The sequence below is a fragment of the Kitasatospora sp. NPDC057223 genome (genome assembly GCF_042669755.1).
GTDB lineage: Bacteria > Actinomycetota > Actinomycetes > Streptomycetales > Streptomycetaceae > Kitasatospora.
The window spans coordinates 2,281-15,883 of the sequence record NZ_JBHUWW010000105.1; the positions used below are offsets into that span (position 1 = coordinate 2,281).

General features: G+C 75.0%; 8 protein-coding genes. 6 read left to right on the forward strand and 2 right to left on the reverse strand.

Translation table 11 applies throughout. The features are described 5' to 3' along the window. The first annotated feature begins 2,368 nt into the window (after positions 1-2,368). Together ACFUK0_RS29340 and ACFUK0_RS29345 are read left to right on the forward strand one after the other, a co-directional pair. Positions 2,369-2,995: a ScbR family autoregulator-binding transcription factor gene (locus ACFUK0_RS29340; RefSeq protein ID WP_380255470.1), complete on the forward strand. Its 627-nt coding sequence runs from the start codon at positions 2,369-2,371 to the stop codon at positions 2,993-2,995. Between the two features lie 65 nt (positions 2,996-3,060). Next, complete coding sequence (locus ACFUK0_RS29345) at positions 3,061-3,966, forward strand: NAD-dependent epimerase/dehydratase family protein (protein ID WP_380255491.1); 906 nt, start codon at positions 3,061-3,063, stop codon at positions 3,964-3,966. Between the two features lie 916 nt (positions 3,967-4,882). Here ACFUK0_RS29345 and ACFUK0_RS29350 read toward each other — a convergent pair. After that, complete coding sequence (locus ACFUK0_RS29350; protein ID WP_380255471.1) at positions 4,883-6,082, reverse strand: IS701 family transposase; 1,200 nt, start codon at positions 6,080-6,082, stop codon at positions 4,883-4,885. Positions 6,083-6,582: 500 nt separating this feature from the next. Here ACFUK0_RS29350 and ACFUK0_RS29355 point away from each other — a divergent pair, with 500 nt between their 5' ends. The 4 genes from ACFUK0_RS29355 to ACFUK0_RS29370 all read left to right on the forward strand — a co-directional run bounded on the left by ACFUK0_RS29355 (position 6,583) and on the right by ACFUK0_RS29370 (position 10,842). Then, a complete protein-coding gene (locus ACFUK0_RS29355; protein WP_380255472.1) occupies positions 6,583-7,179 on the forward strand; it encodes a ScbR family autoregulator-binding transcription factor in 597 nt (198 codons plus the stop codon). A gap of 95 nt (positions 7,180-7,274) precedes the next feature. Beyond that, positions 7,275-8,918, forward strand: coding sequence for an MFS transporter (locus ACFUK0_RS29360; RefSeq protein WP_380255473.1), 1,644 nt, complete (start codon positions 7,275-7,277; stop codon positions 8,916-8,918). Beyond that, complete coding sequence (locus ACFUK0_RS29365; protein WP_380255474.1) at positions 8,915-10,243, forward strand: acyltransferase family protein; 1,329 nt, start codon at positions 8,915-8,917, stop codon at positions 10,241-10,243. Before ACFUK0_RS29360 ends, ACFUK0_RS29365 begins: the two co-directional genes overlap by 4 nt. Next, positions 10,240-10,842 carry a DsbA family protein gene (locus tag ACFUK0_RS29370; protein WP_380255475.1) on the forward strand — a complete coding sequence of 201 codons (603 nt, stop codon included), beginning with the start codon at positions 10,240-10,242 and terminating at the stop codon, positions 10,840-10,842. Before ACFUK0_RS29365 ends, ACFUK0_RS29370 begins: the two co-directional genes overlap by 4 nt. Before the next feature lie 237 nt (positions 10,843-11,079). Here ACFUK0_RS29370 and ACFUK0_RS29375 read toward each other — a convergent pair whose 3' ends face one another. Further along, positions 11,080-13,575, reverse strand: a complete 2,496-nt coding sequence (locus tag ACFUK0_RS29375; protein WP_380255476.1) for a sugar phosphate nucleotidyltransferase — start codon at positions 13,573-13,575, stop codon at positions 11,080-11,082. Positions 13,576-13,603 lie beyond the last annotated feature (28 nt).

Consider the following 13,603-nt stretch of genomic DNA (forward strand, 5'->3'; position numbering starts at 1 on the left):
CGGCGGCCGGGGCTGAGGCCGGTCCTGCCCTGTCCGGGTGCTGTCGGTCGGGGCCGGCGCGTGGTCCTGTGCCCGGGTGCTGCCTGCTGGTCGGGTGAGGGCCTGATCGCTGGCCGGTGTGTTCCGGGGTGCGGTTCGTTGTTCGGGGTCGGTGGTGGGGGCCGGCGCCTGGTCCCCCCTCGCGGGTTCCCCGGTTCCCCGGTTCCCCGGTTCCCCGGTTCCCCGGTTCCCGGGTGACCGTTGTCCGGTCCGGCGCGGTGTGGTGGTTGGGGCCGGCGTCTGGTCCCGTATCCGGGTGCTGCCTGCTGGTCGGGTCGTTGCCTGGTTGCAGGGTTGCGGGGTGGCTGCCGTGTGGTTTCCGGGTCTGGCCTGTTGGTCGGGTTGCGTCTGGTCCTGTGCCTGGGGGTTGCGGGGCGGCGGTGTGCCGGCGGCCGGGGTCGTCTCTGCTCGGTTCTGGGGTGCTGCCCGTCGGTTGGGGTCGTGGCCTGGCCGGTCCTACGGCCGAGGAGATCTTCGCGTGGTGGGCGGCCGGGGGCGGGGAGGAGCTGTTGCAGCAGCACGTCGTATACGGCTGCGGGCTGGTGGTCGTGTTGCTGCTCTGTGGGGAGAGGGGCGTCGAGCTCGTCTTCGGGTGACTGCTGACCCGCCCTCGTGTGTGTGGGGGGAGGGGGCGTGTCGTCGGCCTGCTGGAGCGGGTACTGAAGGCCCCTGGGGCGGCCGGTGTGGGATGTCACGCCCGAGGGCGGCCGCCGGGTTCGGCCTGCCTCATCTCGTCACGGAGTTGGATTCCTTCGCCTGCCGGGCCGGTGGCACCGTGCCCGGTCTCCCGGGGGATCTCCGGGATGTTCATCGGCTCTGACCGGTGCTGGGCGCGCAAACGCCGGAGTTCCAGCCGGCGGTGCGGGTCCGAGAGCACCGTCAGCTGCTGTTCGCCATGCCCGACAGGACAGGGCGTGAGCGTGCCGGTGATCACCTCACAACACGTCAGGAACTCAGCATGTTCACTCGTGCGTGGCTGAGCGGGTGAGCTCGTACCCCGGCACTCCTGGCCGGCGGCCTGCTGCCGGGTCGGGTCGGGGTTGCCGGGTGTTTTTCGTGGGTCCGGTTTCGGTCGCGGGCCTGGCCGGCCGGTTCCTTCCGGAAGGTGCCGGTTGTGGGCGTCTTCGGGGTCCGGGCCGGGGGCGGGGACGGACGGTGGGCCGTCTCTCGGGCCGGTTGTCGGGCTGTCCTTCGGGCCGGTTGTCGGGCTGGCCGGTCTGGATCCGGTGGCTGTGGCTGTGGCTGTGGCTGTGGTTGTGGTTGTCGGAGTCGTTGCGCTTCGTGGGCGGCGGGTTGAGGCCGGTGCCGGGCGGGGTGTCGTGGTCGGGCGGGGTCCTTGGCGCGGCGGTGTGTTTGTCGGTGTGAGGGCGGGTTGCTGGCGCGGGTCTTCGGCGGTCGGACGCCGGGCCTGGCGCAGCCGGGCGGTGACCGTGACGTGGAGCGGGCCGGTGACTGCGATGTGGGGCGGGCCGGTGGCCGCCGTCTGCTGGGCGCGGGGGCTGGTGTGCCGGGCGACGTCCTGGCCCTGGCGGAGGGAGCCGTGGCTCCAGCGGGAGGTGGTGACGTCGGCGCAGCGGTGACCTGCGGGCGTGCGGGTGCGGTGTGCCGGCCGGGGCCGGGGTCCGGGTCCCGCGTCCGGGTGCTGCCCGCCGCCCGGGCCGCCGCCTGGTTCCGTTGCCCGGGGTTCCGTTGCCCGGGGTGCCGGGGTGCCGGGGTGCCGGGGTGCGGGGGTGCCGGACGGCCGTCGTCCGGTTGCCGGGCGGGGGTGGTCCTGCGGGTGGTGCCGACCGGCCGGGGTTGCTGCCTGGCCCGGGTGCGGCCGGGTGGTGCTGGGTGTGGTCCGGCTGTGGCCGGATGTGGGGTGCTGGTGCTGGTGCTGGTGCTGGTGCTGGTGGTTGTGGCGGGGGCGGCCGGGTGGCGGGGCTGGTCGGGTGGTTGTTGCGGGTGTGGGGTGGCGGGGCTGGTCGGGTGGTTTCCGTGGGGTGTGCGGTGCGGGGGTCCGGGGGTGGGGTGTTCCGGCGGGTGCCCCGGGTGCCCCGGGTGGCCGGTGGATGGTCCCGGTGGGGCGAGTGGGGCGAGTGGGGCGAGTGGGGTGGGTGGGGCTGGTGGGGCCAGGGTCGGGGCCGGGTGGTTCGGTGGGTTCGGTGGGTTCGGGTGTGGGGTTGGTTCGGTTGGTGGGTGTGGTGGGGGTGTTCTCGGGTTGGTGGGTGGGGGTGGTGGGGTGGTGGTGCGGTGTGAATTGTCGGGTGGGCTCTGGCGGTGGGGGGCTGTGGCCAGTTAAATAGAGGGTGTTCGTTTTGTTTAGGGAGGGAAGGCCGGTGCGAATCCAGTGACGGAGCCGAAGCAGGACCGTGCGGTGAGGAAGCGGGCTGCCATCCTGCGGGCGGCGGCGGGGGTGTTCGACGAGTACGGGTTCAGTGGTGCGAGTATCAGCCGGATCATGGACAGGGCGGGGTCGACGCAGGGTGGGTTGTACTTTCATTTCAAGTCGAAGGAGAACCTGGCGCAGGCGGTGATGGCGGGGCAGCGTGAGGATCTGCTGATGCCGTCGGGTGAGGACGGGTTGCAGCATCTGATCGACATCACGCTGTACATCTCCTACGAGTTGCAGCACAACGTGCTGTTGCGGGCGGGGGTGCGGCTTGCTGTGGAGCAGGGGAGTTTCGGGTTGCAGGACGACCGGGCGTACCGGGACTGGGTGGGGCAGTTCGTGGTCCAGCTGGTGGCGGCGCGGCGCCGGGGTGAGTTGTTGCCGGGGGTCGACGAGGAGGAGTACGCGACGGTGCTGGTGAGTGCCTACAGCGGTACGCAGTTGTTCTCGCAGGTTTCCACCGGTCGGGCGGACCTTCCCCGGCGGATCGAGGCGATGTGGCGTTATCTGCTGCCGGGTATCGCGTCGGCGGAGGTCAGGTCGGGTCTGCGGATCGATGCCGCCCGTTTCGCCGTCCGCGCGTGAGGGGCCGCAGGATCGTGCTGAGCGGGGCGACGGGGTTCGTCGGTTCGGCGGTCCTGGAGGGGCTGGTGCGCCGGTGTGCGGGTCCTGGCGGCGGTGGCGGGGTGGAGTTGCGGGCGGTGTCGCGCCGGCCTCCCGCCGGGGGTGGTGGGGTGGTGGAGTGGGTGCGTGGTGACCTGGCGGAGCCGGCGTCCTTGCGCGGGGTGTGCGAGGGGGCGGATGTGCTGCTGCACCTGGCCAGTTACATCGGTCCGGACGAGGGGATGTGCGAGGCGGTCAATGCCGGGGGGAGTGCGGCGTTGATGGAGGAGGCCGTCCGTGCGGGGGTGGGGCGGATCGTGAGTCTTTCGACGGCGGCGGTGTACGGGGTGGGCCCGCACAGCGGGATCGGTGTGAACGGGGTCGATCCGGTGCCCGCTTCGGTGGTGAGCCGCACGCGGCTGGCGGGGGAGGGGCCGGTCCTGGCGGCGGGCGGGGTCGTGCTGCGGCCGGGTCTGGTGCTGGGGGAGGGCGACCGCTGGGTCGTTCCCGCCCTCGCGGAGCTGGTCGAGCGGGTGCCGGCCCGGTGGGAGGGCGGCCGCGGGCTGCTGTCGGCGGTGGCGGTCGGTGATCTGGGCCGCCTGATCGGCCGGCTGGCGTGCACGTCCCGGGCGGTGGGCGGCGGCCTCTACCACGCGAGCCATCCCGTGCCGGTCAGTGTCGGGGACCTGCTGGCGGTGCTCGCCGCCCACGGGGTGCTGCCGTCGGTCGCGGACCGGGAGGAGCTGTCCTGGGAGGCCTGTCTGGAGCTGCTGGGGGCGCGGCCGGGACGGGTGAGCGCCCGTCAGCTGGACCTGCTCACCCGCGACCACTGGTACCGCAGCGAGCGGGTGTGGCGGGTGGCGGGCTGCCCGGCCGGCCCCGGTGTGCTGGCCAGGACGGCGCAGGCGGCGCGCTGGTACCGCTCGCACCTCGACCCGCACCTGGCCGCCTGACGGCACCCGCCCCACCACCCCGCCACCCCACGCCCCGCCACCCCGTCGCCGCCCGCCACCCCACGCGCCGCCGCCCCGCCGCACCCACCCCGTCGCCGCCCGCCACCCCACGCGCCGCCGCCCCGCCGCACCCACCCCGTCGCCGCCCGCCACCCCACGCGCCGCCGCCCCGCCGCACCCACCCCGTCGCCGCCCCGTCGCGCCACCGCCGCCCCGCCCCACCGCCCGCCGGAACCGCGCCCCGGGCCCGGACGGCGCCGCCGGAACCGTACAGGCCGGACGGTGCCGCCCTGCCGCCCGCCGCTCCGCCGCCCCGCGATCCAGGTATCCGGCCGGGGCGGGCGCGGGCGTCCGGGATCCCCGGCGCGGCTGGCTTGGTGGGTGTGTGGCGTCCGGGGTCCGTATGACGGTGTTCGGCTGGTTTGCGCCGGGCGTCCCTGCCTGGCAGGCGGCGCATGACGGTCCATCCCGGCATCCAGGTGCGGGAGGGGTCCGTACGGCGTTCCCGGCTGGTTTGCCGGGCAGCCGGGCAGCCGGGCATCTCGGCGTGGCTAGTGCGCGGGTACGGGGCGCAGGGCATTGCGGCCCTCGGCGTTCCCGGTGCGGCAGGTGCGGGGGGTGCGGTGGGTGCGGTGGGTGCGGGGTCCGTGCGGCGGTGTCCGGCCGGTTCGCGCCGGGCATCCGGGCGTCCGGGCGTCCCGCCGTCGCGGTGCGGGTCGTGCGGCGTCCCGGCACCCGGGCGTGGCCGGTGCGGCGGGTGCCGGGACGTCCCGGGGTCGCATGACGGTCCTCGCCGGTCTGCGCCGGGTATCGGGGCTGTCCGGGCGCGGGATACCCGGCGTCCCCGGCATGCCCCGTCCCCGGCGTTCCCGGTGCTGCGGGGTCCCGGGGGCCCGTTCTGGGGGGGCGGCCCGGTTCAGGCGCTCTGGCGTACCGGCTCGCCCGGTTGCTGGGCCGGGCGGACGAGGCGGTTGTAGGTGTAGGCGGCGGAGACCAGTGTCATGTGGTGGTGCCAGCCGGGGTAGGAGCGGCCCTCGAAGTCGAGCAGTCCGTACTCCTGCTCCAGGGAGCGCATCGCCGTCGTCGTGCCGCGGTGCAGCTGCGAGAGGGCGAGCAGCTGGTCGATGCGCCGGTCCACGAGGTTGGTGATCCACATCCGGGCGGGCTGCTGCCCGCCGGCGGGGCGCCACTGGGTGAACAGCCGGTAGGTGTGCCGCGCGGCGGGGGCGTCCTGGCGCGGGAGGTGGAGACGGGCCAGCCCCGACAGGATCCGGACACTGCGCAGCTGGCGGTCGGGGGCGGCGAGCGTGGCGGTGTGCGGGTGGCGGGTGCCGGACGGGTACAGCAGCTGGCGGGCGCTGAGGGGCGTGTGGACGTCGGGGGTGGCGGTGCGCAGTCCGCTGGGGACCACCCGCAGGGCGCCCGGCACGGCGATGACGAAGTCGCGTCCGCGCCGGCTGAGGCCCTCGAGCAGCGGGCCGGCGTCCGGGTACTCGCTCATGTCGGCCACGACCGGCGCGGGCGCCTGCGAGGTGCGGGAGGCGAGGGTGTCCACCAGGTCGAGGGTGTGGGCCCACAGGGGGCGGTGGCGGGCGGCGGGAGGGATGCGCGTGCGCTCGCGCAGCGCGGCGTTGTCGTCCCACTGGTCGGGCAGCAGCAGCCGCCAGTCCACGGGCACGTCCTGGCCGCCCGAGGACAGGAACACCCCCACCCCCACCTGGCAGTTGACGGTCCGCCCGGCCGACGGCACGAAACGGCGGTGGACGCCGCACGAGTGGTCCCCGCGCTTGGGCAGCACGGCCGTGGCCACCGACCAGGCCTCGGTCGGCGCGTGCTGCTCGACCACCCGCGTCAGCTCCTGGCGTGCGGGACGCCAGTCCCAGGGGCTCGCGTTGATGAACTGCTGCAGCGACTGGGAGGCGGTGGGGGAGTCGGAGACCGCCGACGCCAGCCGGCGCACCGACTTCTTGCCCGGCGTCACGAGCAGCCCCTGCAGGTACGCCTGGGCCCAGCGGCGCTGGTCGGCGCGCGGCAGATGGCCGAACAGCTCCTCGGTGAAGGCGCTGACGCGCGACTCGGCGAGCGCGGCCGCCGCGCGGGACATGTGTTCGGCCATCCTCTGTTCCCTCCCCGGCTGGGCTACTCCCAAGATAATAGAGAACGTTCGCTTTGTTTTTGAACCGGGTGAAGCCACCTGCTACAACTTCGCCAAGTCGCCCCACGGCCGGACCCGCACGGGAAGTCCGGACATCTTTCGCACGTCGGCGTTGCGCCGCAGCCGCCCGCCGTCGAAGGCTGGGCGGCAGACCGAACGCGCGGGCCAGTGGGGAGATCTGTGGTGGGACAAGCACATCTGAGGGCCGCACACGCACCACCGGCCGGATGTGCACCCCGCACCCCGCACCCCGCGCATCCCCCGCACCCCTGCCCGCCGCATCCACCGCACCCGGTGCCCCCCGCCCCGCCGCCCCGCCGGCCACCCCCGCCCCGCCGGCCACCGCCACCGCCCGGGGCCGCCACCACCCCGGCCCCGGCCGCCACCCCGGCCCCGGCCCTCCTCCCGCACGCACACGCACCGGGCCGCCCCCGACGGCGCGCACAGTTGGGAGCCACACCGTGGTGAAGCAGGAACGGGCGGCACGCACCCGCCACGCCCTGGTGAAGGCCGCCGCCGTGGAATTCGACCGCGCCGGCTACGAAGGCACCAGCCTCGCCCGCATCAGCGAGACGGCCGGCATCTCCATGGGCGCCCTGACCTTCCACTTCCGCACCAAGGGCGAACTCGCCGTCGCCGTCCAGAGCCTGGGCCGCTCAGCCACCCAGGACGTCGTCAAACGCGTGGCCGCCCACCCCGCACCCGCCCTGCAGAGCGTCATAGCGCTGACCCTCGAACTCGCCCGCCTCCTGGAGAAGGAGGCAAGCGTACGGGCCGCCGCCCGCCTCACCCGGGAACTGCCCGCCACCGCCGCGGCCACCGCCTGGTACCCGGCCTGGACACAGACCGTCGACGAACTGCTCGAACAGGCCCGGGACGGCGAACTGCGCCCCGGCACCGACCCGCGGACCGTCGCCGCCCTCGTCGCCCACCTCGTCGCCGGCGCCGAGACGCACATCCGCTGCCGGGTCCCCCACACCGGACAGCAGAGCGCCGACGCCCAGCTCGCCCAGGTCTGGCGCCTGGTCCTGCGCGGAGTGTCCGCCACCGCCACCTGAGCACACCTTGCGCAAGTCCCCGTTGTGCCCGCACCCGCCGGGCCCGAGGGTGAGGACTCACCCTTCCGGCGGACCTGCGAGGAGCTGAGAATCCCGTGGCGGACACACCCGCGGCCACCAGGGCGGTCAAGGAACCGCCCCCGGCCCGCCCCCCGGCCCGGACCCCCACCACCCGGACCCGGACACCCGGCACCCCCACCGGCACCCCCGGCACCCCCACCGCCCCCGCCGCCCCCACCGCCCCCACCGCCCCCGGCGTCCCCGCCCGGACACCCGCCGCCCCGGGCAGCGTCCGCAGCCGCATGCTGCTGCCCGTGGTCCTGGGCGGCGCCTTCATGACCGTCATGGACTCCTTCATCCTCAACGTCGCCGCCCCCACCATCCGCACCTCCCTGCACACCGGCCTCACCCAGAGCGAACTCGTCATCTCCGGATACGTCCTGGCCTACGGCCTGCTCCTCATCACCACCGGACGCCTCGGCGACCTCCACGGCCACCGCAGGGCCTTCCTCGCCGGCCTGGCCCTGTTCACCGCCGCGTCACTGGCCTGCGGCCTCGCCACCTCCGCCACCGCCCTCATCGCCCTGCGCCTCCTGCAGGCCCTCGGCGCAGCGATCCTCTACCCCCAGGTCCTCGCCCTCCTCCAGACCTCCTTCACCGGCCGCCACCGGGCCCGCGCCTTCGCCGCCTTCGGCGCCACCATCGGCGCGGCCTCCGTCACCGGCCAGCTCCTGGGCGGCGTCCTCCTCGCCGCCGACCCCTTCGGCCTCTCCTGGCGCACGGCCTTCCTCGTCAACGTCCCCGCCGGCGCCCTCCTCCTCACCGCGGCCGCGTTCACCATCCCCCGCACCCCGCAACGCCGCCCCGCCCGGCTCGACCTCACCGGCGTCCTCCTGCTCACCGGCGCCCTCCTGCTCCTCACCCTCCCCCTCGTCCACGCCACCGGCCCCGCCCGGCCCCCCTGGACCTGGACCCTGCCCCTCCTGTCACTGCCCGCCTTCGCCGCCTTCCACCGCCACGAACGCGCCCTGCACGCCCGCGGCGGCACCCCCCTCGTCCCCCCCGCCCTCCTGCGCAGCCCCGCCTTCCGCCGCGGCGGCGCCACCGCCCTGGCGTTCTTCGCCGGCAACGCCGGCCTCTTCTTCGCCCTCGCCCTGCTCCTGCAGAACGGCCTCGGATACTCACCCCTCCAAGCCGGCCTCACCTTCACCCCCCTGGCCTGCGCCTTCGTCGCCGCGTCCCTGCTCGCACCCCGCCTGAAACCCCCCTACCAGGCCCACGTCCTCGTCATCGGATACACCGTCAACGCCGCCGGGACCCTCCTGCTGCTCGCCGCCACCCTCCTGCCCGCCACCGCCGGCGACCGGTGGACGCTGATGGCGGCCCTGGCCGTCATCGGATTCGGCGAAGGCCTCGGCGTCAGCCCCCTGTTCGCCGCGGTCCTGCGCGACGCCCCCGCCCACGACAGCGCGGCCGCCTCCGGAGCGATGGAGACCGCCGCCCAGATCGGCATGTCACTCGGCATCACCGTCACCGCACTCGTGTTCTCCCGCACCCTCGGCACCCGCACCGGCGCCGGCGCCCACCAGGACGCCTTCACCGCCGCCCTGGCCGCCGTCACCCTCCTCGCCCTCCTCGCCCTGGCCCTCGCCCCCCGCCCCGCCAACGGCACCGGCACCGGCGACACCGCCCCCCGCCCCGGCACCGGTACGGCCCCGCGTGCCGGGCGGTCCCGGTGACGCCCGCCCGCGCCGCCCACGGCGCACCCGCCCGGCTGCCGTCCCTGACCGCCCTGCGCTTCGTCGCCGCCCTGCTCGTGTTCTGCTTCCACGCCACCTACGAGAACGCCTTCCGCGACCCCGACGCGGGCGCCCGCTTCTCCCAGCTGTTCAGCAAGGCCGGCTGGGTCGGCGTCTCCTTCTTCTTCGTCCTCAGCGGCTTCCTGCTCACCTGGTCCGCCCGCCCCCACGACAGCGCCCGCCGCTTCTGGCGCCGGCGCTTCTTCAAGATCTACCCCAGCCACCTGCTGACCGCCCTCGCCGCCCTCGCCCTGATGGCCCGCGCCGGCCAGCCCCGCCCCGGCGTCCTGCGCAACCTCCTCCTCGTCCAGACCTGGACCCCGGACGTCGACGTCATCCTCAGCGTCAACCCCGTCAGCTGGTCCCTCGCCTGCGAAGCACTGTTCTACCTCGCCTTCCCCGCCCTGCTGCCCGCCGTCCGCCGGATCCGCCCCCCGCACCTGTGGCCCTGGGCCGGCGCCCTCACCGCGGCCGTCCTGTGCGTCCCGCTGCTGGCCCGCGCCCTGCTGCCCGCCGCACCCCACATGACCTGGCTGGCGGTCTCCGAACAGCACTACTGGTTCGTCTTCGCCTTCCCGCCGGTACGCGCCCTGGAATTCCTCCTCGGCATGGTGATGGCACGGATCGTCAGCACCGGCCGCTGGAGGGCCCCCGGCACCCCCACCGCCGCCCTCGCCCTCGCCGGCGCCTACGCACTCGCCCTGCGGGCCCCCTTCGACTACGGCCTGGCCGCCGTCACCCTCGTCCCCGTCACCTGGCTGATCACCGCCGCCGCAGCAGCCGACACCCGCACAACCCCCACCCCCGGCACCACCACCCCCGGCACCCGCAGAGCCGGCACCCGCGCCTCCCCGCTGCGCGCACCGGTGATGCTGCGCCTGGGCGAACTCTCCTTCGCCTTCTACCTCACCCACCGCCTCGTCCAGGTCTACGGCCACCGCGCCCTCGGCGCGGGCCGCACCTGGAGCACCCCCGCCGCGGCCGCACTGCTCGCGGCGAGCGCGCTCCTCACCCTGCTGCTGGCCTGGCTCCTGCACACGGCCGTCGAACGCCCCGTCATGCGGCGCTTCGCCGCCCCCCGCAACGCCGCCCCCGCACCCGGCGCACCCGGCGCCCGCCCCGCCCCGGGACCACAACCCGCACCCGCACCGCCGCCCGCACCCGTACCCGTACCGCCGTCCGTACCCGTACCGCCGCCCGTACCCGCACCGGCACGGGCACCGGTGCCCGCGAACGGAGACCCGACCCACGGAGACACCCGGTGACCGTCGACATCGACATCTGGTTCGACTACATCTGCCCCTACAGCCTGATCACCCGCCAGGTCCTCGCCCGCGCCGTCACCGGCGCGGGCACCGACACCAGGACCACCCTGCACCCCTTCGAGGTCAACCCCCACTGCGTCGAGGAAGCGGGGGAGTACCCCCGGGGAGTCTGGGAGAACTCCGTGCGCCCGCTCGCCCGCCGCCACGGCGTACCACTGCCCGGACCGCCCGGCACCCCGCTGCGCCGCGCGCGGATGGCGTTCACCGGCTACCAGTACGCCCTCGAACAGGGCGCCGAACCGGCCTACAGCGACCTCGTCTTCCACGCCTACTTCCACGACTGGCAGGACATCTCCGACCCCGTCGTCCTCACCGCCCTGGCCCGCCGGGCGGGCCTGGACCCCCTGGCCTACCGCTCGGCCATCCTGTCCGCGCGCTACGCGCGCCTGCACCGACAGGCGGAGGCCGCCGCCCGCGCGAGCGCGGCCGTCACCATGGTGCCCGTCGTGGTCATCGGGTCCTGGCGGATCGACGGCGTGCCCTCCCGCGCGCAGCTCGACGCCGCGATCGGCCGCGCCGCCGAGGCCGGCACCGGCTGACCGCACCCCCGCCCCGCCGCACCCCCGCCCCGCCGCAACCGCACCCCGTCGCAACCGCCCCCCGCGTCCCCGTACCCCTCGCAGCCCCGCCGCGCTCTGCCGTGGCGGGGCTGCGGCCGGCCGGAGCGCTGCCGTGGCGGGGTGCGGGGGTACGGCGACGCGCGGGTGCCCCTCCCGTGGCCGGCCGGGCCGGGGGAGGGGCACCCGCGCGTCGCCACCGGGGCAGGCGAGGAGTGGTCAGGCGACCGGCTGGCCCACCGCCTCGCACCATTCGTCGAGGAGCGCGTCCGCGGAGGCGGGGTCCGGGCCTTCCGCCCACAGGCGGGTGACGGCCGAGACGGAGTCGGGCAGGACCAGTGCCCACCGTCCGTCGTCCTCCAGGACGCGCACCCCGTCGGTGGTGTCGATGGCGCGTCCGCTGGCCGCCTCCACCACCGACCGCATGACCTGGCCCTTGTCCTGCCAGGCCGTGGGCAGGTCCCGGCTGCGGACGTGGGCCCGCGGCAGTGACGACACGAGTTCGCTCAGCGGCGCGCCGCTGCGGGCGAGCAGTCCGGCGAGGCGTACGAACGCGGCGATGGCGTCGGCGTGCAGCGAGAACTCCGGCAGTACGAAAGCGCCTTCGCCGTCCGCGGCCAGCACGACCGCTTCCTGTGCGGCGCAGCGGGCCAGTTCCCCGGGGGCGGTGGCGGTCCGGCGGATCCGTCCTCCGTGCGCGGCGGCCGCGGACTCCGCGACCCGGCTGGCGGTGACCGGCAGTGCGACGGTGCCACCGCCGAGCTCGGCGGTGACCAGCCGCACCATCAGCAGCAGCGCGACGTCGTCCCCGACCTCCTGGCCGTGCTCGTCGACGATCGAGAGGCGCTCGCCCGTGGGGTCGAAGCGGACGCCGAACGCCGCGCGGGACGCGGCGACCAGATGGCCCAGGGTGCGCATCTGGGCGCGCCGCGATGCTGCCGTCTGCGTGCCCGCGGACGGCAGCAGGCCGCTGTTGACGGTCAGCGCCTCGACGCCGATGCGCCCCAGGACCGGCGGCAGGACGAGTGCGGCGCTCCCGCACGCGGCGTCCACGACCACCTTGAGCCGCCGTTCGGCGATCCCCGACACGTCGATGCGTTCGGCGAGTTCCTGCGCGTACTCCTCCAGCGACGCGGGCGAGGTGTTCAGGCAGCCCATCTCGCCGGCCAGTACCCGCCGGTACTCCCGGCGTCCGAAGACGCGGTCGAGGGCGCGCTGCGCGCCCTGCGGCAGGTCGGTGCCGTCGGCGCCGAGGAACACGATGTCGACGCTCTCCGGTGTGCCCGGTGTCGTGGTCACCATGATCGCGCCGTCGGAGCCGGCCGCGCTCTCGCGGCGGGCGACGGGCAGCGGGACGTGTCCCAGGTCGCGTACCCCGACGCCGGCGGCGCGCAGCGCGGAGACCATCGCGGGGGCGAGGACCTGCGCGGGTGTGCCGTGGTCGCGGGCGACGGTCACGTGGGCGCCGAGGGCCAGGGTCGTGGCGTACGCGCCGGCCAGGCGGACGGCGAGTTCCGTGGTGATCTCGGTGCCCAGCACGCCGCGCACGCCGCGGGAGCCGAACACGGACTTCGTGCGGCGGGAGTCCCAGATCAGGCACTCGCTGACGACCGTGCCCGTCTCGACGGTCTTGCCGGGGTAGACGAGGACGTCGCCCGCGACGCAGGAGTCCTCCTCCAGTACGCAGCCGGACCCGAGGACGGCGCCCTCCTCGACGCGGGTGCCGCTGTGCAGGACGGCGCCGCGTCCCACGACCGCGCCGCGCAGGGCGCTGCGCGGGCCGACGTAGGCGTGCGGGTGCACCACGGTGCGCTGCAGGACGGCGCCCTGCTCGATGACGGCGTGGCTGCCGACCACGGTGTGCTGGCCCAGCCGGGCCCCGGCGCCGACCTGGGCGTGGGCGCCGATGTAGAGCGGCCCCTCCAGGACGGCCGCCGGGTCGACCTGGGCGGTGGCGGCGACCCGCACGCCGGGGGAGACCTCGAAGCCGGGCAGGTCCACCTGCACGCGTCCCTCCAGCACGTCGGCCTGGGCCTTCATGTAGCTGCTGTGGGTGCCGACGTCCTCCCAGTAGCCCTCGGCCACGTACCCGTACACCGGGTGGCCCTGCGCCAGCAGCCGGGGGAACACGTCGCCGGACCAGTCGACGTTCTCCCCGGCGGCGACGTGGTCCAGGACCTGCGGCTCCATCACGTAGATGCCCGTGTTGACGGTGTCGGAGAACACCTGCCCCCAGGTGGGCTTCTCCAGGAAGCGCTCCACTCTGCCCTCGTCGTCGGTGATGGTGATGCCGAACTCCAGCGGGTCGGGCACCCGGGTGAGGCACACGGTGACCAGGGCGCCCTTCTCCCGGTGGAACCGGATCAGGTCGCCGAGGTCGATGTCGGTCAGCGCGTCGCCCGATATGACGACGAACGGGGCGCCGGCCAGCTGCTCCTGGGCGTTCTTCACGCTGCCGGCGGTGCCCAGCGGGCTGTCCTCCCGCGCGTAGGTCAGTGACATCCCGAGCGCGGAGCCGTCCCCGAACTGCTCCTGGACCAGCGAGGCCAGGAACTGGACGGTCACCACCGTCTCGCGCAGGCCGTGCTTCCTCAGCAGGCGCAGCACGTGCTCCATGATGGGACGGTCGGCGACGGGAAGCAGCGGCTTGGGCAGGTCGGAGGTCATCGGCCGCAGCCGTGTCCCCTCACCGCCCGCCATCACAACAGCCTTCATTACTGGAGTTCTCCCTCGGGTCGTTGCG